Genomic DNA, 25,182 nt, shown 5'->3' with positions numbered 1-25,182 from the left:
CCTCACCCGGATCGCATTCCGCGTCGCTCCATGCGATCCGACCTCTCCCCGCAAGCGGGGCGAGGTGGATTCTAATGCGCTTCGTCCCAGTTGTTCGCGGCGCGGGCGTCGACCTGCAGCGGCAGCGACAGGATCACGGCCGGGAACGGCGCGTCCTGCATCACCTTCTGCACCACCGGCAGCGTCGCCGCGACCTCGTTGTCGGGCACCTCGAAGATCAGCTCGTCATGCACCTGCAGCAGCATCTGCGCCGAGAGCTTCTTCTCGGCGAGTGCGTCCTCGACCCGGATCATGGCGCGGCGGATGATGTCGGCTGCGGTGCCCTGCAAGCGAGCGTTGATCGAGGCGCGTTCGTTGAAGGCGCGCACCGAGGCGTTGGACGCCTTGATATCCGGGTAGTACATCTTACGGCCGAACAGCGTCGTGACATAGCCGTTGCGGCGGCAAGAGTCCTTGGTCTCGTCCATGTAGGCGCGGATGCCGGGGAAGCGCTCAAAGTACTTCTTGATGTAGGCGGAGGCTTCCTCGCGCGCGATGCCGAGCTGGTTGGCGAGGCCGAACGCCGAGATGCCGTAGATGATGCCGAAGTTGATGGCCTTGGCGCGACGCCGCACTTCGCTCGGCATGTCCTTGATCGGCACGCCGAACATTTCGGAGGCGGTCATGGCGTGAATGTCGAGCCCGTCGCGGAACGCTTGGCGCAGCACCGGCACGTCGGCGATCTCGGCCAGCAGCCGCAGTTCGATCTGCGAATAGTCGGCCGACACCAGCTTGTGGCCTTGTGTCGCGATGAAGGCGCGGCGGATCTTGCGGCCGTCCTCGGTACGAACAGGGATGTTCTGCAGGTTCGGTTCGTTCGACGACAGCCGTCCCGTCGTGGTCGCGGCCAGCGCGTAGGTCGTGTGCACGCGATGGGTCTGCGGGTTGACGTAGGTCGGCAGGGCGTCGGTGTAGGTCGATTTCAGCTTCGAGACCTGGCGCCACTCCAGGATCTTCTTCGGGAAGTCGTGGCCCTGCTCGGCGAGATCGTCGAGCACCTGCGCGGTGGTCGACCAGGCGCCGGTCTTGGTCTTGGTGCCGCCGGGCAATCCCATCTTGCCGAAGATGATGTCGCCGATCTGCTTCGGGCTGCCGACATTGACCGGCTCGCCGGCGATCTCCTGGATCTCGGCCTCGACGCGCGCCGCGGTCTGGGCGAAATCGCCCGATAGCCGCGACAGCACCTGGCGGTCGATCGAGATGCCGCGCCGCTCCATCCGCGCCAGCACCGAGACCAGCGGCCGCTCCAGCGTCTCGTAGACCGTCGTCATCCGTTCGGCGACGAGGCGGGGCTTCAGCACCCGCCATAGCCGCAGGATCAGGTCGGCGCTCTCGGCCGCATATTCGGTGGCCTTGTCGATCGTGACCTGATCGAAGGTCAGTTTGCCCTTGCCGCTGCCGACGAGGCCGCCGTAGTTGACGACGGCATGGCCGAACCAGCGCTCGGCGAGCGCCTCCAGCGCATGCGAGCCGCGGCCCGCATCGAGCGCGTAGGACATCAGCTGCGCGTCATCGATGTTGCGCAGCGTGACGCCGTGCTGCGCCAAGGTCACCGAGGTGAACTTGACGTTGAAGCCGACCTTCTGGATGCCGGCGGACTCCAGCAGCGGCTTCAGCGCCTTCAGTGCATCGGCGGTCTTGATCTGCCCGGGCGCGAGGCCCGCATCGAACAGCCCGGCGCCGCCACCGGCCTGCCGGTGGCTGAGCGGGATGTAGCAGGCATCGTTCGGGGCCACGGCGAGTGCCAGTCCCGACAGCTCGGCCTGCATCGGGTCGATCGATTCCGACATCGCCTCGATCGCGATGTAGCCGGTGTCGTGCGCACGCGCGACAAAGGCGTTGAGCTGATCGAGATTGCCGATCGCCTGGTAGGCCTTGCGATCGAAGCCGGTCTTGCGGATCGCTTCGCCGCGGGCCTCGGCCAGGGTTGCCGGCGTGCCCTTCAGGCTGGAGTTCTTGTCGTCGCGTGCGCCGGTCGGCTTGGCGCGCTCCCTCGTTGGCGAACCTGCCGGCGCGGCGGCTGTCGGTGCGTCTCCCGGCGCGGGCGTCACGTCCGACGGCGGCAGCGGCGAGAACACGCTGGCACCGCTCTTGTTGCCGGGGTCGGCATCGACGTCGGCGGGATCGATCTGCGCATAGTCGGCGACGCGGCGGGTGAGGGTGGAGAACTCCATCGCCTTGAGGAAGGCGACCAGCCGGCGCGAGTCGGGCTCGTGCACCGCGAGGTCGTCGAGCGGCACCTCGAGCTCGACCTTGTCGTCGAGCAGCACGAGCTGGCGCGAGATGCGCGCCTTCTCGGCGTTCTCGAGCAGCGCCTCGCGCCGCTTCGGCTGCTTGATATCGCCGGCGCGGAACAGCAGCTGATCGAGATCGCCATACTCGATGATCAGCTGCGCGGCGGTCTTGATGCCGATGCCGGGTACGCCGGGCACGTTGTCGGTGGAATCGCCGGCCAGCGCCTGCACCTCGACCACCTTTTCGGGCGGCACGCCGAATTTCTCGATCACCTCGTCGCGGCCGATGCGGCGATCCTTCATCGTGTCGTACATCACGACCTTGTCGTTGACGAGCTGCATCAGATCCTTGTCCGATGACACGATCGTCGTGGTCGCGCCGCGCTCGGTGGCGAGCCGCGCATACGTCGCGATCAGATCGTCGGCCTCGAAGCCGGCCTGCTCGAGGCAGGGCAGCTCGAAGGCGCGCACCGCCTCGCGGATCAGCGCGAATTGCGGGATCAGATCGTCAGGCGCCGGCGGCCGGTGCGCCTTGTAGTCGGGATAGAGCTTGTTGCGAAACGTGATCTCCGACTTGTCGAACACGATCGCCAGATGGGTCGGCCGGTTGTCCTCCGGCATGTCGCGCAAGAGCTTCCACAGCATGTTGCAGAAGCCGAGCACGGCATTGACCTGCAGCCCGTCGGACTTGCGGTTCAGCGGCGGCAGCGCGTGATAGGCGCGGAAGATGTAGCCCGAACCGTCGACCAGGAAGACGTGGTCGCCCTTCGCCGCAGGCTTGGCGGCGACGGGCTTGGCTGCGGTCTTCGGGGCGGGCTTGGCGGGGTCTTGGGAGGCTGTTTTCGGCATGGCCGAAACTTAGGGATTTTTGCGCGGATTGACAGCCTTAGTGTCGCTGAATCCGCCCGTGCCACACAACGATTTGTCGTCCTGGCGAAAGCCAGGACCCATTACCCCAAATATGTGTTGCTGGGATTCGCTGGGGCCCAGCTTCGCCCAACTGGGGCATTCGTGGTTATGGGTCCTGGCTTTCGCCAGGACGACGTCGAGAAAACTAAGCCTTATCCCCGGTCGGCGAGAACAGATAGCCGCCGCCGCGGATGGTCCGGATCACCGACGGCTTGGTCGGGTCGAATTCGATCTTGCGGCGGATGCGCATGATGCGCAGGTCGACGGCGCGGTCGAAGGCTTCCGCATCGCGGGCATTGGCCAGTTCCAGCAGCCGTTCGCGCGACAGCACGCGCTTCGGATTGGCCGCGAACACCTTCAGCAGGCCGAATTCGGACGCCGTCAGCGGGTGCTCATTGCCCTCGTCGTCGCGCAGCGCCTGGGCCTCGAGATCGAGCCATTTGGTGCCGAACCGCACCAGCTGCTCCTTTTCGGCCTTGGCGGTCGCCGATTCCGGCGCGGCAGTCTTGGCGGGCCCGCTCCGCCGCAGCACCGAGCGGATGCGCGCCATCAGCTCGCGCAATTCGCAGGGCTTTGCCACGTAATCGTCGGCGCCGAGCTCGAGCCCGACCACGCGGTCGATCGGGCTGGCAGTAGCTGTCAGCATGATGACGGGGACGTTGATCTTGCTCTTGAGGTCGCGAATGATCGACAGACCATCCTCCTCGGGCATGTTGAGGTCCAGCACCACGAGATCGGGCGTGCTGCTCTCGATCTCCTTGCGCAGGCTCTTGCCGCCATCGCACAGCGTCACGCCGAAGCCGTGCATCTTGAGGTAATCGCCGACCATCTCGCGGGCCGGCGCCTCATCGTCGACGATGAAGATATGCGGGTTCTGGTTCATGATGTCTCTGTCGCCGGCAGTGTAACCGTAAAGGTCGACCCCTGTCCGGGGCCCGGGCTCTGTGCGGTCACATGGCCGCCATGCATGTCGATAATGCGCTTGACGATGGAAAGGCCGAGGCCGGTCGAGCTTTCGCCCGCGGTCGGCTTGGCCGACAGCCGCTGGAACCGGCCGAACAGCCGGCCGAGATCCTCGGGGCTGAGGCCGGGGCCCTGGTCGGCGATCCGGATCACCGTGTCGTCGCCTTCATGGCTGACCGTGACCGTGATCTTGCCGCCGATCGGCGAGTACTTGATGGCGTTGCTGACGAGGTTGTCGATCGCCTCGCGGATCCGGTCGCCATCGCACATCGTGACGAAGTGCTGCGGCCCCGAGACCGAGATGCGCTGCTGCTTGTTGACGGCCGAGGGCAAATTGGCCTCGGTGACCTCGTTGACGAGTGCCGCGACGTCGACCGGCTCGCGGCGGATGGTGATGTCGAAGGCGTCGGCCATCGCATCCGAGATCAAATGGTCGACCATCGAGGTCAGCCGCTTGGTGGCGTCCCTGATATGCTCGACCTGGGCGGTGACGTTTTCCTTCGGCGAGCTGGCGCCGATCAATTCGGTCAGCATCTCGGTGCGGCCGAGGATCACGCCGAGCGGATTCTTCAGATCGTGGGCGACGGTGCCGAGGATCTCGTTCTTGAAGCCGTTGGCGCGCTGCAGCCGCAGCCATTGCGCCGACAGCCGCCGGTTGGCCTGCATCAGCGCGCGGGTGCGCTGCGCGACGCGGTCCTCGAGCTGGGTGTTGGCCTCTTGAAGCTGCTGGTAGAGGATCACGTTGTCGAACGCGATCGACAGCCGGCTCGAGAAGATCTCGACCAGCGCGCGGTCGGTGTCGGAGAGCTGGCGCTCGGCCTGCAGCAGCACCACGACCTCGCGGCCGCTGCCGGTGCGCGAATAGAGCACGCTGCGGTGGTCGGCGAACTCGTTCTTGCGGCGCTGGAACGCTTCCTCCACCATGTGCCGCAGGTCGGGATCGAGCGCCTTCGAGGACGTCGTGCCGATGAAGCGGCTGTAGCAGCCCGAGCAGGCCAGCACCGAGAAATCGGCGGCGGCCGCGTTGCCGTCGTCGCGCAGCACCAGAATGCCGGCGCAATCGACATTGAGCAGCGAGGCGAGCTGCGTTAGCACGCCCTCGGCCAGCCGCTGCATCGACTTGAAGTCGTACAGCGTCGAGGCCGCGTCGATGATGATCTCGAGCCCGCGCCTTGTCTGCACCATGCGCTCGAGCTGCTGGTAGCTGCGCAGCGCGGCGGTCAGCGAGGTGAACAGCTTGTCGGCGGTGAGCTCGGTCTTCGCCTTGTAGTCGTTGATGTCGTATTGCACGATGACGCGCCGCTCCGGCGCCTGGCCGGGCTGGCCGGTGCGCAGGATGATGCGGACGGTCTCGTTCTTGATCTCGTTGCGGATGTATTCGACGAGCTCGAGCCCGGCGACGTCGGTCTCCATGATGACGTCGAGCAGCACGGCTGCGATGTCAGGATTGTCCCGCATCACCGTGCGGCCTTCGGCCGCAGAGTAGGCCGACAGGATCTCCAGCGTCGCGCCGTTCAGGTTGTAGTCGCTGAGCGCAAAGCGGGTGCCTTCGTGGACGGCGTGATCGTCGTCGATCACGGCGATCTTCCATTTCCGTACCGGCGAGTCCTCCGGGGGGCTCTCGGTGTCGTCGATCAGTTGGAGGACATCGTCCTGTTCGGCCATTGACTGGTTCCGTCGGCTGCTGCGTCAGTGATCGTGGGCTCGCCCTTGGCGATCCTGGGCATGATAATGCGAAAAGTGGTGCCTTGTCCTACCCTTGACTCCAGCATCATGCGTCCGCCGAGCTGCTGGGTGACGAGGTTATAGACGATATGAAGGCCGAGGCCCGTACCACCTTCGTTGCGTCGCGTCGTAAAGAACGGGTCGAACGCCTGTCGCTGCACATCCGGCGTCATGCCGGCCCCGTCGTCCGCGAAGATGATCTCGACATCATCAGTGCCGCGACCGCGCGCCGAGATCGTGATGTTGCCGGAGCGGCCGTTGGCGAAGGCATGATTGACGGCATTGAGGAAAAGATTGGTTAAGATCTGGCCATAGGCGCCGGGATAGCCGTCGATCAGGAGCCCATCGGGCACGTCGACGGACAGCGCGATCGCCGCCTTCTTCAGCACCGGCCGCAGGCTCGCCACGATCTGGTCGGTCGCTTCGCTCAAGGCGAACTGGCGGCGTTCGGCATGCGAACGATCGACGGCGACCTGCTTGAACGACTGGATCAGCTCGCCGGCACGCTGCAGGTTCGAGACCAGTTGCTGCGATGCGTCACGCGAGGCGCGCACGAATTCGTCGAGCTTGGAGCGGCGCAGCGGCTCGGTCTTCAGGTCGTTCTCGAACATCTCGCTGCGGCGGGCAAAGCTCGAGGCGACGGTCAGGCTGATGCCGATCGGATTGTTGACCTCATGGGCGACGCCCGCAACAAGCCCGCCGAGTGCGGCGAGGCGCTCGGCATCGATCAGGTTCTGCTGGGCGGCGTTGAGCTCGAGCAGCGCGCTCTCGGCCTTCTCCTTGGCGGTGCGCAGCTCGTCCTCGGTCTTGCGCTTGGCGATCGCGTTCTCGCGGAATACCTCGACCGCACGCGCCATCGCGCCGACCTCGTCCTTGGCCGAGGTACCCTGCACCGGCCGGTCGAGGTCGCCCGAGGTGATGGTGCGCATCGCGGCCATGATCTGCGCCAGCGGCAGCCGGATCGACAATGCGATCATGACGCCGGCCGACATGATGACGCCGAGGAAGATCACGGCGATCGACAGCACCCGGCGCGAGATCGACGTCAGCGTCTTGTCGAACGTCTCCTGCGCCTTCTGCTCGCGCTGGCGCATCTTCACCGAGAGATCGTCGATCGCGCCGATCGCGTCGGCCTGGCTGGCGTCGATCGAGTTGCGCAACAGATCGGTGCGGTTGGTGAGCTGTTCGCTGAGCTTGCCGAGCCCGTCGCGCAGCTCGGCGGTCTTGACCTTGAGCCGCGCCAGCGCCATGCGCTGCAGATCGTTCTCGGCCAGATCGGTCATGACGGGGATCGTCTTCTCGATCGTATCGATGTTGCGGCGGGCTTCCTCGGCCGACGAGGAGGCAAGCGAGAGGTAGTAGGCGTTGGCGGCGACCAAGAGCGAGGTGAAGGCTTCGCGTGACTTGCCGAGCGCGGGCCAGATCAGTGCGTCGCGATGGCCGGTGGCGCCCTCGATGATCGAATAGAGCCCGGCCATGTCCCTGGTCGGTGTCAGCACCTCTTCGTCATAGGTCTTGGAGATCGTGGTCTGCACGGTGCGCAACTCACCGAAGCCGTCGAGGAAACGGCTGGTGACGCGCTCCAGCTGCTCGACCGAGCCCGACAGCATCGGGTCGGTCGAGGCCCGGTTGGTCAGCGTGCCGAGCACGGCCTCGCGCAGCAGCAGGATTTCCGCGAACAGGTCCGGGCTCGGCTGGTTGATGTAGCGATGGATCAGGTTCTGCAGACGGCTGGTTTCGCTTTCGAGCTTGGCCAGGATCTTGTCGGATTCCCGGACCTGGCGGACATCGTCCCAGGCCGAGCCGAGCACCTTCGAGCCGTTCCAGATCAGCACCGCGAGCACGATCACGACGGCGGAATTGAGCAGCGCGATCGAAAGAATGCGCCAGCGGATCGGCACCGCACGCAGCAACTGGACGATGCGGAAACGGCCCTGCGGCCCAAAGGCCGCCCGCCGTCGCATCGTCCCGTCCTGTTTGGGTGCGTCCAAGATCCGGTCACTCCATGTTGCGGATGCGTTCGATCAGCGCAGCTATCGCCGGATCGCGCTCCGCCTTGGCATAGATGCCGGCCATCGCCGCCTCGAACGGCTTGCGGTCGAAATCGGTCACGACCTTGACGCCGGCCTGCTCCGCCTGCTTGCGCGAGCGCTCCTCGAGCTCCCGCCACTTCTCGCGCATGTACAGGCTCGAGCGCAGCGCGGCTTCGCGGAAGATGGTCTGCTCATCCGGCGTCAGGCTGGCCCAGGCCTTGCGCGACATCACCAGCACTTCCGGGCTCACGGTGTGCTGGGTCAAGGTGTAGTAGCCGGCGTATTTGTAGTGGCCGGTGGTGACGAAGGACGGCCAGTTGTTCTCTGCGCCATCGATCAGCCGGTTGGCGAGCCCGGTCAGCACCTGGCCGTAGGCCATCTGGACCGGCTGGGCGCCCAGCGCGCGGATCATGTCCGACATCTGTTCGGATTGCTGCACGCGCAGCCGCAGCCCCTTGAGGTCGTCGAGCGAACGTACCGGGTGGACGCTGTTATAGATCGAGCGGGCGCCGGAATCGTAGAAGGTCAGCCCGACGAAGCCGTGGGCCTCGAGACTGTTCAGGATCTCGTTGCCGATCGGTCCATCCAGCACATGCTGCAGGTGCTCAAGGGATCGAAACAGGAACGGCATCGCCAGCACGTTCACGGAAGGCACCATGGTTCCGATCAGCGCGACATTGGTCCGGTTCAGATCGATGGCGCCGGCCCGGGTCTGCTCCAGCGTCTCCTTTTCCTCGCCGAGCTGGCGGGAATGGAAGACCACGATGCGGTGCCGGCCGCCGGTGCGCTCGGCAATCAGGCGGTCCATGTAATTCAGCGCCTGGACCGTCGGATAGTCTTCATTCTGGGTATCGGCGGTGCGGAATTCGCGCGCAAAAGCACTCACCGAGACCGCTGTCCATAGCAGCGCGACGGCAAGCGTTATTGTCCGCGAAAGGCCGGCGCGGCGATACACTGGCTACAATTCCCCTTGTGATTTGAGTCCGGGGCGGGAGGAAAAGGTTCAACGCTTTTAGCAGAATGGCGGTGGTTCGCCCATCTGCCAAACGTTAAAACCGCGCTGCAACCTGCGGTGTCGATTGAATTTGCGGTTGTAGCACCGTATGACCGCGTGTTGGCATCCGGGAACGGCTGGTCGTGAAGTTCGCTTTTAAGCTCGCCTTGAAGCTCCCGCACCTCGTCGTCGCGGCCCTTCTGCTTGTGGCACCGGCACGAGCGGCGACCGAGATCATGTGGTGGCACGCGATGTCGGGCGAGCTCGGCAAGCAGCTCGAGAAGCTCGCCGCTGACTTCAACGCCTCGCAATCCGACTACCGCATCGTGCCCGCCTACAAGGGCAACTACACCGAGACTGTCACCGCGGCGATCTTCGCGTTCCGTTCGCGCAGCCAGCCGGCGATCGTTCAGGTCAACGAGATTGCCACCGCAACCATGATGGCGGCGCGGGGCGCGATCTATCCGGTGTTCGAGCTGATGCGCGATCAATCGGAGGCGTTCGCGCCGTCGGCCTATCTGCCCGCGGTGGCCGGCTACTATGCCGATGTCGACGGCAACATGCTGTCGTTCCCGTTCAACGCCTCGACGCCGATCCTGTACTACAACAAGGATATGTTCCGCTCCGCCGGGCTCGATCCGAGCGTGCCTCCGAAGACCTGGCCCGAGCTCGGCGTCGCCGCCAAGCGATTGCGTGCCGCGGGTGCGATGTGCGGCGTGACCACGTCATGGCCGTCCTGGATCAATGTCGAGAACTTCTCCGCCTTCCACAATCTGCCGATCGCGACCAGGTCCAACGGCTTTGCCGGGCTCGACGCACAGCTGGTCTTCAACAACCCGATCGTGCTGCGCCACATCGCGCAGCTGGCGCAATGGCAGGCCGACAAGACCTTCGATTACAGCGGCCGCGGGCAGGCGGCCGAGCCGCGTTTTCAAAAGGGCGAATGCGGGATCTTCATCGGCTCGTCAGGCACGCGCGCCGACATCCAGGCCAATTCGAAATTCGAGGTCGGCTACGGCATGATGCCGTATGAGCCTGACGTGCAGGGCGCGCCGCAGAACTCGATCATCGGCGGCGCGACGCTGTGGGTGCTGCGCGACCGGCCGCGCGCCGAATATGCCGGGGTGGCGAAATTCTTCGCCTATCTGTCGCGGCCCGAGGTGCAGGCCGCCTGGCACCAGAACACCGGCTACCTGCCGATCACCCGCGCCGCGTTCGATCTCAGTCGCACGCAGGGATTCTACGCGCGCAATCCCGGCGCCTCGATCTCGATCGAGGAAGTCACGCTGAAGCCGCCGACCGACAATTCCAAGGGCATCCGGCTCGGCTCGTTCGTCCTGATCCGCGACGTGATCGAGGAGGAGCTCGAGCAGGTGTTCGCCGGCAAGCGCTCGGCGCAGGCCGCGATGGACAACGCCGTCGAGCGCGGCAACCGCCTGCTGCGCCAGTTCGAGCGCGCCAATCCGGACCGATGAGGGTGCCCGTTTGGTCTGCTCAACTCCTTCTCCGTCATCCTGAGAGGATGTGAATGTATCGCTCACAAGCGGCGCCACACACTCAGGGTCGTCCTGGCGAAAGCCAGGACCCATTACCCCGGCCGCTCATCGTTGCGCGAGGCTAGGGCCGCGATCCCGCTTACAATCAAATTCGGTGGTTATGGGTCCTGGCTTTCGCCAGGACGACAGCGTTGAGAGGCCGCGCGCGAATGCATCTTCCACCCATTACCGACTACGACACCTACCGCGTCTGGCGCAGCGACGCGTCGCGCTGGCTGCCGGTCGCGCACGATATCGCCGACAGCCACGGGCTGTCCTTTGGCACGCCGCATGTGTTCTCGACCGGCACCAACCTCGTCGTCGGGCTCGACGGTGAGCTGATCCTGAAACTGTTTCCGCCGTTTCTGCGCCCGCAATTCGTGTCCGAGCGCGGCGCGCTCGCCGAGCTGCGCGGACGGCTCGGCATTCCGATCCCGGATCTTGTAGCGGAGGGCGAGCGCGACGGCTGGCCCTATCTCGTCATCACGCACCTCGCCGGCACCGTCGGCTCGGAGGTGTGGCCATCGCTGCCGGAAGCCGAGCGCGAGCGCGTGCTCGGCGAGATCGGCGCCGTGATTGCCAAGGTGCAGCGCGTGCCGCCCGGCAGCCTGCTTGCGATCGAGCCGCGCTGGGAGGCCTTCATGCGCGGACAGATGGCGCAGTGCCGGGCGCGGCATGAGCGGCTCGGCCTGCCGGCGAAATTCCTCACCTCGCTCGATGATCTCCTGCGTGACGCCACTGAGTTGATCCCGATGCAGGCGCCGCCGGTGATCCTGACCGGCGAGTACATTCCGGAGAATTTCCTGTTGGGGCGCCGGGCCGACGGCTGGCATGTCGCGGGCCTGTTCGACTTCGGCGACGTCCGGACCGGATGGGGCGAGTACGATCTGCTCGGTCCCAGCGCCTTCATGGCCGCCGGTCATCCGCGCCGCGTGCGCAGCCTGTTCGATGGCTACGGCATCCCGCGCAGCGAGGTGACTTTCACGCTGAAGCGGCGGCTGCTGGCGCTCATGATGCTGCACTCGGCCAGCGATCCGCTCCGGCACATCTGCATCGCGGGCTGGCCGGACCGGGTCGACGATCTCGTGCAGTTGCAGGAGTTGGTTTGGCCCGACTGACGTCGGTCGCCGGTCAGAAAGCGAGCAATATCTATTGTGCGCCTATCTATTGAGCAGATAGCTCTTCTTTGTATGCAAGGCTTGCCGTCCTGATCGACGTCAGAACAAGATACCTTCGGCGATTTCTTCTATATCTCCAGCGTGTTAGCGCATCATAAGGTTTCGTTAAGGGTTGGCACAATCCTTGCGATCTGAGTTCCAAGGCCGTTCTCAAGGGCGTTGGAGCATCACATGAAGCGTCGCGATTTCCTCAAATCGGTGTCCGGGCTGGCCGCGGGGGCGCTGGCGCCGACCGCGCCCGCGATCTGGTCGCCGGCCAAGGCCGACGCGCGCTCCGAGACGCTGCTGATCGTCTCCGAAGGCGGTCCCAACAATCTCGATATCCACGGCGTCGGCACCAACGTGCCCGGCTATGAGGTGTCGTGGAATTGCTACGACCGGCTGATCAGCCACGAGATGAAGAGCGGTCCGGGCGGCGTGCCCTATTACGACCGCGACAAGTTCAAGCCCGAGCTCGCCGAGGACCTCAACATCGGCGACATGTCGGTCACCTTCAAGCTGCGCAAGAACGCCAAATTCCACGACGGCACGCCGGTGACGGCGAAGGACGTCAAATGGTCGCTCGACCGTGCCGTCAGCGTCGGCGGCTTCCCGACCTTCCAGATGAGCGCGGGCTCGCTGACCAAGCCCGAGCAGTTCGTCGTCGTCGACGACCACACGGTGCGCGTCGACTTCCTCAAGAAAGACAAGCTCACGATCCCCGATCTCGCTGTCATCGTGCCCTGCGTCGTCAACTCCGAGCTGGTGAAGAAGAATGCCAGCGAGAAAGATCCGTGGGGCCTTGAATTCACCAAGCAGCAGACCGCGGGCTCGGGCGCCTACAAGGTGACCAAATGGACCGCGGGCACCGAAGTGGTCATGGAGCGCAACGACGACTGGGTCTGTGGCCCGATGCCCAAGATCAAGCGCGTGATCTGGCGCATGGTGCCGCAGGCCGGCAACCGCCGGGCGCTGCTCGAACGCGGCGATGCCGATATCTCCTACGAACTGCCGTTCAAGGACTTCCAGGAGATGAAGACGAACGGCAAGCTCAACGTGGTCTCGCTGCCGTTCTCCAACGGCATCCAGTATATCGGCATGAACGTCACCAAGCCGCCGTTCGACAATCCCAAGGTTCGGCAGGCGATGGCCTACGCGATGCCGTATCAGAAGATCATGGATGCGGTGCTGTTCGGCCTCGCCAACCCGATGTTCGGCGCGGCAAAGGACAAGCCGACCGAGGTCGCCTGGCCGCAGCCGACCAAATATGTCACCGACATGGAAAAGGCCAAGGCGCTGCTCACTGAAGCCGGCTACGCCAACGGCTTCGAGACCACGATCTCGTTCGACCTTAACTTCGCGGGCGTCAACGAGCCGCTCTGCGTGCTGGTGCAGGAGAGCCTCGCGCAGCTCGGCATCAAGACCACCATCAACAAGGTGCCCGGCGCCAACTGGCGCACCGAGCTCACCAAGAAGGAAATGCCGCTGTTCACCAACGTGTTCTCGGGCTGGCTCGATTACCCCGAGTACTTCTTCTACTGGTGCTATCACGGCAACAATTCGATCTTCAACACCATGAGCTACAAGTCGCCCGAGATGGACAAGCTCATCGACGGCGCGCGCATCGCGGCTGCCAACGGTGACACCGCGGCCTACGACGCCGACGTCAAGGGTTTTGTCGATCTCGCCTTCGCCGACATCCCGCGCATCCCGCTGTATCAGCCGTTCGTCAACGTCGCGATGCAGAAGAACATCTCGGGCTACCAATACTGGTTCCACCGCCGCCTCGACTACCGCGCGATGGCGAAGGGGTGAGACGCTGATGCTGACCCTCATCGGCAAGCGGCTGCTGTTTGCGATCCCGTCGTTGATCGGGGTCGTAATCGTGACGTTCCTGCTGACGCGCGCGCTGCCGGGCGATCCCGCGGCGTATTTTGCAGGGCCCGCGGCGACGAAAGAAGCGGTCGACCAGATCCGGAAGAAACTCGGCTTCGACAAGCCGCTGATCGAGCAGTTCGTCCGCTACACCAACGATCTTGCCCATGGCGATCTCGGCACCTCGCTCACCACCGGCCAGCCGGTGGCCGCCGAGCTGCGCAACCGCCTGCCGGCATCGGCCGAACTCACGCTGCTCGGCCTTGTCGTCTCGATCGTGATCGCGATCCCGCTCGGCGTGCTGGCGGCGACGCGGCCGGGCTCCTGGATCGATCATCTCTGCCGCGTCACCACGACGGCCGGCGTGTCGCTGCCGGTGTTCTTCACCGGCCTCGTGCTGGTTTACCTGTTCTATTTCCGGCTCGGCTGGTCGCCGGCGCCGCTGGGCCGGCTCGACGTGTTCTATAGCGCACCGCCGACCGTCACCGGCTTCTACCTCATCGATGCCTTGATCGCGCGGGACTTCGAGGCGTTCCGCTCGGCGTTCAGCCAATTGATCCTGCCGGCGGCGACGCTCGCGATCTTCTCGCTGGCGCCGATCGCGCGCATGACGCGCGCCTCGATGCTGGCGGTGCTGGCGTCCGATTTCGTCCGCACCGCGCGCGCAAGCGGCCTGTCGCCCGGCAAGGTGATCGTGACCTACGCCTTCCGCAACGCGATGCTGCCGGTCATCACCACGCTCAGCATGGTGTTCTCCTTCCTGCTCGGTGCCAATGTGCTGGTGGAGAAAGTGTTCGCCTGGCCCGGCATCGGCTCCTACGCGGTCGAGGCGCTGATCGCATCCGACTTCGCGCCCGTGCAGGGCTTCGTGCTGACCATGGCGGTCATGTACGTAGCTCTCAATCTTCTGATCGACATCCTCTATGGCGTGATCGATCCGCGCGTCAGGCTGGAGGGCTAAAGCATGATCCGGAAAAGTGCGAAGCGGTTTTCCCTCGCGACAAACGCAAGGCGTTTGCGCGGAGATCATGCTCAAACAAGGAGCTAAAGCGCGATGACGATTCAACCCAATCTCATCGCGCTTTAGGGAGGGGCATATGAGCACTGTCGCGCCGACCGTCGAACCCGCCGGTCCCACCCGCACCTCCGGGCTTGCCGCAGTCCTCGAGCAGACCCGCTATGTGCTGGGCGAGAACAAGGTCACCGGCTTCGCCTTTGCGCTTCTGGTCGTGATCATGTTTGCCGCGCTGTTCGGGCCCTACGTGGTGCCTTACGACCCGCTCGCTTCCGACACCGCGGCTGCATTGAAGCCGCCGTCCGCCGCGCACTGGTTCGGCACCGATCAGCTCGGCCGCGACATCTTCAGCCGGGTTATCGTTGCAACCAGGCTCGACACCTTCATCGCGGTCGCCTCCGTCGTGCTGGTGTTCCTGATGGGCGGGCTGGCCGGCATCGCCGCCGGCTATTTCGGCGGCTGGACCGATCGCATCGTCGGCCGTGTCGCCGACACCATCATGGCGTTCCCGCTGTTCGTGCTGGCGATGGGCATCGTCGCGGCGCTTGGCAACACCGTGCAGAACATCATCATCGCGACCGCAATCGTGAACTTTCCGCTCTATGCGCGCGTCGCGCGCGCCGAAGCGAACGTCCGCCGCAATGCCGGCTTCGTGCAGGCCGCGCGGCTCTCCGGCAATGGCGAGCACCGTATCCTGCTCGGGCACATCCTGCCCAACATCATGCCGATCATGATCGTGCAGATGTCGTTGACCATGGGCTATGCGATCCTCAACGCCGCGGGCCTCTCTTTCATCGGCCTCGGCGTCCGGCCGCCGACCGCGGAGTGGGGCATCATGGTTGCCGAGGGCGCCGGCTTCATGGTGTCGGGCGAATGGTGGATCGCGCTATTCCCGGGCCTCGCGCTGATGATCGCGGTGTTCTGCTTCAACCTGCTCGGCGACGGCCTGCGCGACATCGTCGACCCGCAGCGGAGGACGTGATGGCTGTCTCTGTACGGTGCCACGCTACCGCTGCGCTACTTTGCATGGGGTTGTTTTGCAGATTTTTGGATGACGCCTCGCATGAGGGGAGCCGCGCATGACCGCCCAGCCCCTGCTCGACGTCAGCGACCTCACCGTCGAGTTCACGACGCGTCGCGGCATCGTCAAGGCGGTGCAGCACGTCAACATCTCTGTCGGCAAGGGCGAGACCGTCGGCATCGTCGGCGAGTCCGGCTCCGGCAAGTCGGTGACGTCATATGCCGTGATGCGCATCCTGGATCGCGCCGGCCGGATCGCCGAAGGTTCGGTGCTGTTCTCCGGCATCGACGTCAAGGCGGCGACCGAGAGCCAGATGCGCGATCTGCGCGGCCGCGAAGTCTCGATGATCTTCCAGAACCCGCGCGCGGCGCTCAATCCGATCCGCAAGGTCGGGCACCAGATCGAGGACGTGCTGCGCCAGCATGTCCAGCAGGCGCAGGTCACCGATCGCGGCGAGAAGGCGATCGAGGCGCTGGAGCAGGTCAAGATCGCGCGTCCGCGCGAGCGCTATCACGCCTATCCGTTCGAACTGTCCGGCGGCATGTGCCAGCGCGTCGTCATCGCGCTGGCACTGGCCTGCAATCCGCAGCTTCTGATCGCGGACGAGCCGACCACCGGTCTCGACGTCACCACCCAGAAGGCGGTGATGGACCTGATCGTCGAGCTGACCCGGCGCCGGGCGATGTCGACGATCCTGATCACGCATGATCTCGGCCTCGCCGCCGCCTATTGCGACCGCGTCGTGGTGATGGAGAAGGGCCGCGTGGTCGAGACGGCAAAGTCCGCCGACATCTTCGCCGCGCCTCAGCACGACTATACGAAGAAGCTGATGCGCGCGACGCCGCGGATCGGGGTGTCATTGCGGGATCTGCTGCCGGAAGAGGAGGCGAAGCTTCCGCAGCCAGTCTCCGTCATGGCCGGGCTTGACCCGGCCATCCATCAATCTTCGCAAGAGATGTCTTCCTCGGTGGACCCCCGGGTCAAGCCCGGGGGTGACGAGAGAAGAGAACCCCTCCTGCTGGTCGAGAAACTCGTCAAGGAATACCCCCGCCAGGGCGCGGGCTCGATGCTCACAAAACTGTTCGGCCGCAAGCCGCCGGTCGAGGAGGAGATCTTCCGCGCCGTCGACGGCATCAGCTTCTCGATCGACCATGGCGAGAGCGTCGGGCTGGTCGGCGAATCCGGCTGCGGCAAGTCGACGACGTCGATGATGGTGATGCGGCTCTTGGACCAGACCTCCGGCCGCATCATGTTCGATGGCGAGGACATCGGCGGCATCATGCCGCAATCCTTCGCGCGGCTGCCGCGGCGCAGCCAGATCCAGATGGTGTTCCAGGATCCGACCGACAGCCTCAATCCGCGCTTCACGGCGGCGCGCGCGATCGCGGACCCGATCATGCAGCTCGGCGACATCAGGGGGCGCGACGCGCTTCGCGACCGCTGCGAGGAGCTGGCGCGGCTGGTCGGCCTGCCGGTCAATTTGCTGGATCGCTTCCCGCACCAGCTGTCCGGCGGCCAGAAGGCCCGCGTCGGTATCGCGCGCGCGATCGCGCTGCATCCGAAGCTCGTCATCCTCGACGAGCCAACCGCGGCACTTGACGTCTCGGTGCAGGCGGTGGTGCTCAATCTGCTGCAGGACCTCAAGCAGTCGATGGGCATGAGCTATTTGTTCGTGTCGCACGATCTCAACGTGGTGCGCCTGCTGTGTGATCGCGTCATCGTGATGCGCAGCGGTCGCATCGTCGAGCAGGGCGCATCCGATGACGTCTTGGGCAATCCGCAGGATGCCTATACAAGGGAGCTGCTCACGGCGATCCCGCATCCGCCGTTGCCGGTGTCCTGAAAAAACCTATCGGGAGCGAAATGGACGATCATCTCGACGATTACATGAGCGCCGTCACCCGGACGATGGCGTTACCGCTGGAAGACGCCTGGCGTCCGTCGGTGCGCGCAAATCTCGAGGTCGCGCTGCGGCTGGCGCGGCTGGTCGATGACTTCCCGCTGCCTGACGACGTCGCGTCGGCCGCCGTCTATTCGACCTGAGATCGCGATGTCCGAAACTCCCGCCTTCATGTCGGCCGCCGAAATCGCGCAGGCCGTATCGAGCCGCAAGATCACGGCGCTCGCCGTGACCGAGGCGGCGCTCGCGCGCATCGCTGTGCACGACAAGGTCCTCAACGCCTTCACCGACGTTACCGCCGATCGCGCGCGGGCCCGCGCCAAGGCGGTCGATGCCGCGATCGATGCGGGCCAACCGGCCGGCCCGCTTGCCGGCGTGCCGTTCGCGGTGAAGAACCTGTTCGACGTGCAGGGCCTCTCGACCCGCGCCGGCTCGAAGATCAATCGCGACCTGCCGCCGTCGCCGCGCGATGCCACGTTGATCGAGCGGATGGAAGCGGCCGGCGCCGTGCTGGTCGGCGCACTCAACATGGGCGAATACGCCTACGACTTCACCGGCGAGAACGCGCATGACGGTCCGTCGCGCAATCCGCATGATCCGACGCGGATGGCCGGCGGCTCGTCGGGCGGCTCCGGCAGCGCCGTCGGCGGCGCATTGGTGCCGATCGCGCTCGGCTCTGATACCAACGGCTCGATCCGGGTGCCGTCGTCATTCTGCGGTACGTTCGGCCTGAAGCCGACCTATGGCCGGCTGTCGCGCGCGCGATCGTTTCCGTTCGTCGCGAGCCTCGATCATCTCGGTCCGTTTGCGCGCAGCGTGAAGGATCTCGCGCTTGCCTATGACGCCATGCAGGGGCCTGATGCCGACGATCCCGCCTGCAGTGTGCAGTCGGTCGAGCCGACCGTGCCGCTGCTTGCCAATGATGTCAGCCGGCTGCGGGTTGCGATTGCCGGCGGCTATTTCCAGCAGAATCTGCTGCCGGAGGCCGTCGAAGCGGTCGCGCGCGTGGCAAAGGCGCTCGGCGCCACGCGGACGGTGGAGCTGCCGGAAGCGGCGCGCGCCCGCGCTGCCGCCTTCATCATGACCACGACCGAGGGCGCCGCGCTGCATCTCGATCGGCTGCGCAAGCGGCCTAACGACTTTGATCCGCCGGTGCGCGACCGCTTGTTCGCGGGCGCGATGATCCCGGCGGTCTATGTCGACAAGGCGCAGAAATTCCGCCGCTGGTACCGCGCCAGGGTGCTGGAGCTGTTCCAGTCGGTCGATGTGATCCTGGCGCCGGCAACGCCGTGCACGGCGCCGAAGATCGGTCAGGCCACTTTTACGCTCAACGGGATCGAGCTTCCGGTCCGCCCCAATATCGGTATCCACACCCAGCCGATCTCCTTCATCGGCCTGCCGGTGGCCGCCGTGCCGGTGCCGCTTGAACCGATGCCGATCGGCGTGCAGATCATTGCCGCGCCCTGGCGCGAGGACATCGCGCTGCGGGTCGCCTATGCGCTGGAACAGATGGGTGTCGTCACGGCTCCCGCGCCAAGAGGAATCTAAAATGGAGATCGATCTTCCTGACGTGCTCGCCGAGGTGACCGCGCAGTTCGAGCGGTACGAGAAGGCGCTGGTCTCTAACGATGTCGCCGTGCTCGACGAGCTGTTCCGCAACGACAGCCGGACGCTGCGCTATGGCATCGGCGAGAACCTTTATGGCTATGCCGAGATCGCGGCGTTTCGTGCCGGGCGGCCGGCGGCCGGGCTGATGCGCAAGATCGATCGCACCGTGATCACGACCTATGGCCGCGACACCGCGATCGCCTCGACGTTGTTCTATCGGGACGGCGCACCGGGCCGGGTGGGGCGGCAGATGCAGACATGGATTCGCTTCGCCGAGGGCTGGAGAATCGTCGCCGCCCATGTCAGCGTCATTGATGAACCAAGGGGAGCTTGAACCAGGGTGATTGAAAGGGCGTTTCAGCCATGAGCCTGGACGATCTTCCGACCCGCGCGCCGCAGCCGCAGGGCACCGAGCCGGAGCCGCTGGTGCGGCGTGTCGATCGCGCGTCGTCGCTGGTCGACAAGACGACCCGCGCCGAAGAACTCCGGCTCCAGCTCGCTGACGAGATCGTGCGCGGCACGCTGCCGCCGGGCGCCGGGCTCGATGAAACCGATCTGGCGCGCCGCTTCAAGGTCTCGCGCACGCCGGTGCGCGAGGCGCTGCGGCAGCTGGCCGCCAGCGGCCTGATCGACGCGCGCGCGCATCGCGGTGCCGTGGTGGCGCGGCCCTCGCTCGAGCGGCTCACCGGCATGTTCGAGGCGATGGCTGAGCTGGAGGCGATGTGCGCCGGCCTTGCCGCCGAGCGGATGACAGCGGCGGAGCGCCACGCGCTGGAGGCGGTCCATGAGGAGCTGCGGGTGCTGAGCTATACCGGCAATCCCGAGCGCTTCCACGAGGTCAATGAGCGCTTTCATAACGCGATCTACGCCGGATCGCAGAACGCCTATATCGCCGAGATCACCTTGGCGACGCGAGTGCGTGTGCAGCCGTTCCGCCGCGCCCAGTTCCGCAACCTCGGGCGCCTGGCAAAATCGCACGCCGAGCACGACCGCGTCGTCGAAGCTATCCTGCGCGGCGACAAGCTCGGCGCCGCCGCCGCAATGCGCGCCCATATCGAGCAGGTGCGCGGGGAATACGAGACCTACGCGGTGTCGGTGTAGCTTCTTCTCACCTCGCCCCGCTTGCGGGGAGAGGTCTGATCGCATCGTCAGATGCGATCAGGGTGAGGGGGTACAGGTCCAACCGCGCGCACAGCTCGTGGAGAGATGCCCCTCACCCCAACCCTCTCCCCGCAAGAGCGGGGCGAGGGAGCACACTACCGCTGCTGCTACCCCTTCGCCCGCTCCGCCATGAACGCCCGCCAGCCGCCATAGGCCGAGATATCCTTCGCGCCGGCGATCGCGGCCGGCTCGACGATGAAGCCTTTGGCCTGCCGTCCGTCGGCGAGCCGGAGCGTGCCGATCGCCATCGGCGGTGGGATCGCGGCGACGAATGTGCCGAACGCGGCTGGCGACATCGCCCACAGCTCGAGCTTGATGGCATGACCCGCACCCGCCTCGATGCGCAGCATGCCAGGTTTCGGTGGCGTGGTGTCGAGTGCGTAGAGTTTGTAGTCCGCTGCGGTGATCGTCTCTTCCAGCAGGCGCGCACCGAGCGTCGTCAGCTCGTGGTTCAGCGCCATGCCGGAGAGATGCGCGCCGACGACCGCGATCGTGATCTCGTCGGCACCGGCCTGCGCCGGCACGGCGGCCAGCGGCGGCTGCGGTACCGCCTTGGCGCCGAGCGCGAGTCCGGTGCCGGCGTGGAATACGCGGCCGATGCCGGCAAGCTCCGCGTCGCGGCCGGCGGGGGCGAGCAGCGTGATGCCGAACGGCGCGCCGTCGGGCCGCATCGCCGCCGGCAGCGCCAGGCCGCACAGATCGAGCAGGTTGACGAAATTGGTGTAGGTGCCGAGCCGCGAGTTGAGCTCGATCGGGTTGGCCAGCACGTCAGCGGTGGAATAGACCGTCGGCGCCGTCGGCAGCACGATCGCATCGCATTGCGCGAAGGTGCGCGCGGCAACGCGGCGCAGCGCCTGCAGGCGATAGAGCGCAGAGAAGGTATCCGCCGCGGTGGGCCGCGCGCCACCGATCGTGATCTCGCGTGTCACCGGATGGATCGCGTCCGGCGAGGACGCCAGCAGGTCGCGGATCACGAGATAGCGCTCGGCAACCCAGGGGCCCTCATAGAGCAGCCGCGCGGTCTCGTAGAACGGCTCGAGATCGAATTCGACGAGTTCGGCGCCGAGTGCCTGCCAGCGGTTTAATGCTTCGTCATAGGCTCTCTCCGCTTCCCGGTCGCCGAAGAAGATCAGCTGGCCGTTCTTGGGAATGCCGAGCTTGAGCTTCGCCGGAATCGGCGCGAGCGGTGCCAGCGGCCGGTCGCGCGAGAACGGATCGGCGTCATCCGGCCCCGCCATCACCGCGAGTGCGGCCAGCGCGTCGTCGACGGTGAGCGAGAACACCGAAATGCAGTCGAGCGTGCGGCAGGCCGGCACCAGCCCCGCGTTCGAAATCAACCCGAGGCTCGGCTTGAGCCCGACGATGTTGTTGAGCATCGCCGGCACGCGACCGCTGCCCGCGGTGTCGGTGCCGAGCGACAGCGGCACGAGTCCCGCTGATACCGCGACCGCGGAGCCCGAGCTCGATCCACCCGGCACGAGATCGCCGCGCACCGGATTTTTGGGAATGCCGTAGGGTGAGCGCACGCCGACTAGGCCGGTGGCGAACTGGTCGAGATTGGTCTTGCCGATAATGATGGCGCCGGCCGCGCGAAGTCTGGCGACTGCCGTCGAGTCCTGCGCGGGCACGTAGGAGAACGCCGGGCAGGCGGCCGTGGTCGGCAGGCCCGCGACATCGATATTGTCCTTCACTGCGACCGGCACGCCGTAGAGCGGCAGCCTCGGGTCAGCAAGCCGCGCGATCTCGGCGAGCGCGTCCTGCTCGTCCCGCAGGCTGATGAAGATGGCGGGGTCGTTGTGCTCGCGGATGCGCTGGTAGCTGCGCGCTACCGTTTGCGCCGGCGTCATGGTCCCGGCGCGGTGTGCGGCGACGATCGCGGCGACAGTTTCAGTCACGTGGTTGGCCTCGTCTCTGGCGCGGCAAGGCATCGGATTGCCCGCCGCGAGGGAATTGCAGCCTGATCGAAGCAAGCAATGTGCCATTGTGTACAATTTACCTGCGCCCGCGGAGCGACGGATTATTGCACAATATCAGTTGCTTGAAATGGCCGCCGGGAGCTGAAGCAAGTTCGCCTGAGAGCGAGTCTGCTCAATTTTAAGGCAAGCGTGACCAGGCCGAAATCCGGTCGATCAATCAGGTGAAGCAGGCGAGGATCCGCAGCAGTTGCTCGCGGTTTTCCTTGCCGATCTTGTCGGCGACATGCCGCTCGTGCTCGGCGGCGAGCCGCTTGAACTGAGCCAGCGCGGTCTTGCCGCGCGCGGTCAAATGCAGCGCGTGGGAGCGGCGGTCGGTGGCGGAGGGGATGCGGCTGACGAAGGCGCGTTCTTCCAGGCTGTCGAGCAGATGCACCAGCCGCGCGCGTTCGATCCCGAGCCGCTTTGCGACCGCCATCTGGCTCAGCCCCGGATTGGCCCCGATCACGGTCATGACCGAATATTGGGTCGGGCGGATATCGACCGTCGCCAGCGTCTTGATGAAGTCCTGAAAGATCCAGAGCTGGAAGCGCCGCACCGCATAGCCGGCGTGGCCGACCAGCGCGTCGAGACCGATGTCGTCATTGGCGTCACCGCCATGCGTCCGGCCATTCGCCGCGCGCGCCTGGGGGCGGCGGATTGCCGCTCTCGTTCCTGCCGCCTTGCGCGATGTCTTTTGCTTGCTCGCCATGCCTCAAGGCTAGCGCGCTCGAGGCGTGAGGGAAAGATTGTTGTTGACGACAACAATTGACGTCCGCAACATTATGACCAAAGAGCCCGGCCGGGACTGCGCCGCCGCACCTTGTTGCAGCGCGATCCTGATAAGATACGGGCGAGGAGGAAACCATGACGATGGCCGCCAGCGGAGACGATCCGCACCGCCTGTTCGCGACGCCCGCGATCGTTGCCGTCAGCCGCGACGACGGCAGCATCCTGGTCCGCTCCACCACGCCCCTGAAACCAAGCGTCCGCTGCGTCGGTGACTGGCTGGAGAATTGGGCGCAGCAGGCGCCGGATCGCATCTTCCTTGGCGAGCGCGCCAGCGCCGAGGCGCCCTGGAGCACCGTCAGCTATCGCGATGCGCTCGGAATCGTTCGCCGGGCCGCATCGTGGATCCGGGCGCAAGGGCTGAGCACCGAGCGACCGCTCGTCATCCTCGCCGACAACGGCATCGATCACGCGCTGTTCGCGCTCGCGGCCCAGCATGTCGGCGTGCCCTCGGCCGCGATCTCGCCGGCCTATTCCTTGATCTCGCGGGATTTCGACAAGCTGAAGAGCATGATCACGCTGCTCGATCCCGGCGCGATCTATGTCACGGGCACAAAACCGTTTGCAGCCGCGCTTGCCGCCGTCGCGCCGCTGCATCGCGCGACCATTGTCAGCGGCAATCCCGAAGATGCCGGGGTGCTGGCGTTTCGCACTGTCGCGGCGACGCCTGAGTCGCCTGATGTCGCCACCGCCTTCGCTGCGGTGACGCCGGACACGATCGCAAAATTCCTGTTCACCTCGGGATCAACGGGCACACCGAAGGCCGTGATCAACACCCAGCGCATGCTGACATCGAGCCAGCAGGCCAAGGCACAGACTTGGACATTCCTCGAGCAGTCCCGCGAGGCGTTGGTGATCCTAGATTGGCTGCCCTGGAGCCACACCTTCGGCGCCAACCACAATTTCAATCTGGTGCTGTGCAACGGTGGCACGCTCTATATCGACGGCGGCAAGCCGGCGCCCGGCCTGTTCGCGACCTCGCTTGCGAATCTGCGCAGCGTAGTGCCGACGGTCTATTTCAACGTGCCGCGCGGCTTCGACATGCTGATCGCGGCACTGCGCACCGATGACGAGTTGCGCCGCAAGTTCTTCGAAGGCACCAAATTCGCCTTCTATGCCGGCGCGGCGCTGCCGCAGAATCTGTGGGACGCGCTGGAGGAATTGTCGCTGCAGACGGTCGGCCGCCGGCTGCCGATGGTGTCGGCCTGGGGCTCGACCGAGACCTCGCCGCTGGCGACCGATTGCCACTTCCTCGCCAAACGCTCCGGCAATGTCGGCGTGCCGATTCCCGGCACCGAGCTCAAACTCGTGCCCTCGGGCGACAAGCTCGAGGTCCGCGTGCGCGGGCCCAATGTCACGCCGGGCTACTGGAAGGCGCCCGAACTCACCCGAGAGGCCTTCGATGACGAGGGTTTTTACAAGATCGGCGATGCCGTGACCTTCGCCGATCCCGACCGGCCCGATCTCGGCCTGTTCTTCGACGGCCGCGTGGCGGAAGACTTCAAGCTCAATTCCGGCACCTGGGTCAGCGTCGGCACCTTGCGGGTCGCCGGCATCGCGGCGCTGGCGCCGCTCGCGCAGGATATCGTCGTCACGGGCCATGGCCGCGACGAGGTGCGCTTCCTGGTGTTCCCAAACCTCGCCGCCTGCCGTTCGCTGGCGGGGCTGCCCGAGAGCGCCGGTGCGCAGGAGGCGATCGGCCATCCGGCGGTCCGTTCCGCGATCGGGCAGGGGCTGGCACGGCTGAAGGCGCAAGGCGGCCATTCCTCCGGTCACGCCACCCGCGCGCTGTTGCTCGCCGAGCCCGCCTCGGTCGACGGCGGGGAGATCACCGACAAGGGCTACATCAACCAGCGCGCTGTGCTGACGCGCCGTGCCGCAGCGGTAGCGGTCCTCGAGGACGACGCGTCGGCTGAGCCGATCGCCTGCGCGGGCTTGTGAGGCGATTTGTGCCTCTGATACGCCAGTAGCGCGCCGCGTAGACCGCCGTCGTCCCTGCGAAAGCAGGGACCCATACTCCGCGGCCGACGTTGTGTACAAAAGTCGTCGTTCCGCTGGTGTGCAATAATTGGCATTGGTGGTTATGGGTACCGGCTCGGAGGCCGGGACGACACCGGGTTTGTGGCACGTTTGGCGGGCCGTTCACTTGAGCCGTCTGCACCGGTTCCTTGGAGCCTTGCTCCGCGCGGGTTCGTGTTTTTAGTTGCTATGGCAACTAAGCTGTGCGAGTTTCCGCACCCATAGGAACAGGGCCGGTCAACGGCCACGCTTT

Annotated in this window: 18 protein-coding genes; 11 read left to right on the top strand and 7 right to left on the bottom strand. The window is 65.6% G+C overall.

Features of this window, described 5'->3' with window-relative positions; all coding sequences use genetic code 11:
* Window positions 1-71: 71 nt before the first annotated feature.
* The 5 genes from polA to JQ573_RS36495 form a co-directional block, all read right to left on the bottom strand.
* Window positions 72-3,122 (bottom strand): DNA polymerase I, encoded by a 3,051-nt coding sequence (polA, locus tag JQ573_RS36515; RefSeq protein ID WP_212317073.1) that lies wholly within the window; start codon window positions 3,120-3,122, stop codon window positions 72-74.
* Window positions 3,123-3,327: 205 nt separating this feature from the next.
* Window positions 3,328-4,065, bottom strand: a complete 738-nt coding sequence (locus JQ573_RS36510; RefSeq protein WP_212317075.1) for a response regulator — start codon at window positions 4,063-4,065, stop codon at window positions 3,328-3,330.
* Complete coding sequence (locus JQ573_RS36505; RefSeq protein WP_212317076.1) at window positions 4,062-5,810, bottom strand: DUF3369 domain-containing protein; 1,749 nt, start codon at window positions 5,808-5,810, stop codon at window positions 4,062-4,064. The genes JQ573_RS36510 and JQ573_RS36505 overlap by 4 nt, the downstream gene beginning before the upstream one ends.
* On the bottom strand, window positions 5,780-7,834 hold the full coding sequence (locus tag JQ573_RS36500) for a HAMP domain-containing sensor histidine kinase (RefSeq protein ID WP_212317281.1): 2,055 nt from the start codon (window positions 7,832-7,834) through the stop codon (window positions 5,780-5,782). The genes JQ573_RS36505 and JQ573_RS36500 overlap by 31 nt, the downstream gene beginning before the upstream one ends.
* 34 nt (window positions 7,835-7,868) lie before the next feature.
* Complete coding sequence (locus JQ573_RS36495) at window positions 7,869-8,858, bottom strand: TRAP transporter substrate-binding protein (protein WP_212317077.1); 990 nt, start codon at window positions 8,856-8,858, stop codon at window positions 7,869-7,871.
* 206 nt (window positions 8,859-9,064) lie between these two features.
* Here JQ573_RS36495 and ugpB point away from each other — a divergent pair, with 206 nt between their 5' ends.
* From ugpB to JQ573_RS36445, 10 genes are all read left to right on the top strand, one after another.
* Entirely contained in the window at window positions 9,065-10,372 is a 1,308-nt protein-coding gene (ugpB, locus tag JQ573_RS36490) for a sn-glycerol-3-phosphate ABC transporter substrate-binding protein UgpB (RefSeq protein ID WP_283815142.1), read from the top strand.
* Between the two features lie 230 nt (window positions 10,373-10,602).
* Window positions 10,603-11,550, top strand: coding sequence for a phosphotransferase (locus JQ573_RS36485; protein ID WP_212317079.1), 948 nt, complete (start codon window positions 10,603-10,605; stop codon window positions 11,548-11,550).
* A gap of 231 nt (window positions 11,551-11,781) precedes the next feature.
* Complete coding sequence (locus JQ573_RS36480) at window positions 11,782-13,404, top strand: ABC transporter substrate-binding protein (protein ID WP_212317080.1); 1,623 nt, start codon at window positions 11,782-11,784, stop codon at window positions 13,402-13,404.
* 7 nt (window positions 13,405-13,411) lie between these two features.
* Entirely contained in the window at window positions 13,412-14,425 is a 1,014-nt protein-coding gene (locus tag JQ573_RS36475) for an ABC transporter permease (RefSeq protein WP_212317081.1), read from the top strand.
* A gap of 136 nt (window positions 14,426-14,561) precedes the next feature.
* Window positions 14,562-15,461 carry an ABC transporter permease gene (locus JQ573_RS36470; RefSeq protein ID WP_212317083.1) on the top strand — a complete coding sequence of 300 codons (900 nt, stop codon included), beginning with the start codon at window positions 14,562-14,564 and terminating at the stop codon, window positions 15,459-15,461.
* Between the two features lie 97 nt (window positions 15,462-15,558).
* Window positions 15,559-17,343, top strand: coding sequence for an ABC transporter ATP-binding protein (locus JQ573_RS36465; RefSeq protein ID WP_212317085.1), 1,785 nt, complete (start codon window positions 15,559-15,561; stop codon window positions 17,341-17,343).
* A gap of 20 nt (window positions 17,344-17,363) precedes the next feature.
* Window positions 17,364-17,543 (top strand): DUF4089 domain-containing protein, encoded by a 180-nt coding sequence (locus JQ573_RS36460; RefSeq protein WP_212317087.1) that lies wholly within the window; start codon window positions 17,364-17,366, stop codon window positions 17,541-17,543.
* A 7-nt stretch (window positions 17,544-17,550) separates the two neighbouring features.
* A complete protein-coding gene (locus JQ573_RS36455) occupies window positions 17,551-18,948 on the top strand; it encodes an AtzE family amidohydrolase (RefSeq protein ID WP_249132692.1) in 1,398 nt (465 codons plus the stop codon).
* Between the two features lies 1 nt (window position 18,949).
* Window positions 18,950-19,342 (top strand): oxalurate catabolism protein HpxZ, encoded by a 393-nt coding sequence (gene hpxZ, locus JQ573_RS36450; protein WP_212317089.1) that lies wholly within the window; start codon window positions 18,950-18,952, stop codon window positions 19,340-19,342.
* A gap of 29 nt (window positions 19,343-19,371) precedes the next feature.
* Entirely contained in the window at window positions 19,372-20,109 is a 738-nt protein-coding gene (locus JQ573_RS36445) for a GntR family transcriptional regulator (RefSeq protein WP_212317091.1), read from the top strand.
* A gap of 167 nt (window positions 20,110-20,276) precedes the next feature.
* Here JQ573_RS36445 and atzF read toward each other — a convergent pair whose 3' ends face one another.
* Window positions 20,277-22,097: an allophanate hydrolase gene (gene atzF, locus JQ573_RS36440; protein ID WP_212317093.1), complete on the bottom strand. Its 1,821-nt coding sequence runs from the start codon at window positions 22,095-22,097 to the stop codon at window positions 20,277-20,279.
* Window positions 22,098-22,302: 205 nt separating this feature from the next.
* On the bottom strand, window positions 22,303-22,833 hold the full coding sequence (locus JQ573_RS36435; protein ID WP_212317094.1) for a MarR family winged helix-turn-helix transcriptional regulator: 531 nt from the start codon (window positions 22,831-22,833) through the stop codon (window positions 22,303-22,305).
* Window positions 22,834-22,988: 155 nt separating this feature from the next.
* Here JQ573_RS36435 and JQ573_RS36430 point away from each other — a divergent pair, with 155 nt between their 5' ends.
* Window positions 22,989-24,851, top strand: coding sequence for a feruloyl-CoA synthase (locus JQ573_RS36430; protein ID WP_212317095.1), 1,863 nt, complete (start codon window positions 22,989-22,991; stop codon window positions 24,849-24,851).
* Window positions 24,852-25,182 lie beyond the last annotated feature (331 nt).

The sequence above is a fragment of the Bradyrhizobium sp. AUGA SZCCT0105 genome (assembly GCF_018129565.1).
Lineage (GTDB): Bacteria > Pseudomonadota > Alphaproteobacteria > Rhizobiales > Xanthobacteraceae > Bradyrhizobium.
The sequence above is the reverse complement of the archived record's forward strand: the minus strand, read 5'-3'. Positions and strand labels throughout refer to the sequence as shown.

Coding starts and splice junctions, on each gene's coding strand:
- JQ573_RS36455 (WP_249132692.1), top strand. CDS start 17,551: ATGTCCGAAACTCCCGCCTTCATGTCGGCCGCCGAAATCGCGCAGGCC.
- JQ573_RS36505 (WP_212317076.1), bottom strand. CDS start 5,810: ATGGCCGAACAGGACGATGTCCTCCAACTGATCGACGACACCGAGAGC.
- atzF (WP_212317093.1), bottom strand. CDS start 22,097: ATGCCTTGCCGCGCCAGAGACGAGGCCAACCACGTGACTGAAACTGTC.
- JQ573_RS36510 (WP_212317075.1), bottom strand. CDS start 4,065: ATGAACCAGAACCCGCATATCTTCATCGTCGACGATGAGGCGCCGGCC.
- JQ573_RS36430 (WP_212317095.1), top strand. CDS start 22,989: ATGACGATGGCCGCCAGCGGAGACGATCCGCACCGCCTGTTCGCGACG.
- JQ573_RS36500 (WP_212317281.1), bottom strand. CDS start 7,834: ATGCGACGGCGGGCGGCCTTTGGGCCGCAGGGCCGTTTCCGCATCGTC.
- JQ573_RS36475 (WP_212317081.1), top strand. CDS start 13,412: ATGCTGACCCTCATCGGCAAGCGGCTGCTGTTTGCGATCCCGTCGTTG.
- JQ573_RS36460 (WP_212317087.1), top strand. CDS start 17,364: ATGGACGATCATCTCGACGATTACATGAGCGCCGTCACCCGGACGATG.
- polA (WP_212317073.1), bottom strand. CDS start 3,122: ATGCCGAAAACAGCCTCCCAAGACCCCGCCAAGCCCGCCCCGAAGACC.
- hpxZ (WP_212317089.1), top strand. CDS start 18,950: ATGGAGATCGATCTTCCTGACGTGCTCGCCGAGGTGACCGCGCAGTTC.
- JQ573_RS36470 (WP_212317083.1), top strand. CDS start 14,562: ATGAGCACTGTCGCGCCGACCGTCGAACCCGCCGGTCCCACCCGCACC.
- JQ573_RS36445 (WP_212317091.1), top strand. CDS start 19,372: ATGAGCCTGGACGATCTTCCGACCCGCGCGCCGCAGCCGCAGGGCACC.
- JQ573_RS36480 (WP_212317080.1), top strand. CDS start 11,782: ATGAAGCGTCGCGATTTCCTCAAATCGGTGTCCGGGCTGGCCGCGGGG.
- JQ573_RS36435 (WP_212317094.1), bottom strand. CDS start 22,833: ATGGCGAGCAAGCAAAAGACATCGCGCAAGGCGGCAGGAACGAGAGCG.
- JQ573_RS36485 (WP_212317079.1), top strand. CDS start 10,603: ATGCATCTTCCACCCATTACCGACTACGACACCTACCGCGTCTGGCGC.
- JQ573_RS36465 (WP_212317085.1), top strand. CDS start 15,559: ATGACCGCCCAGCCCCTGCTCGACGTCAGCGACCTCACCGTCGAGTTC.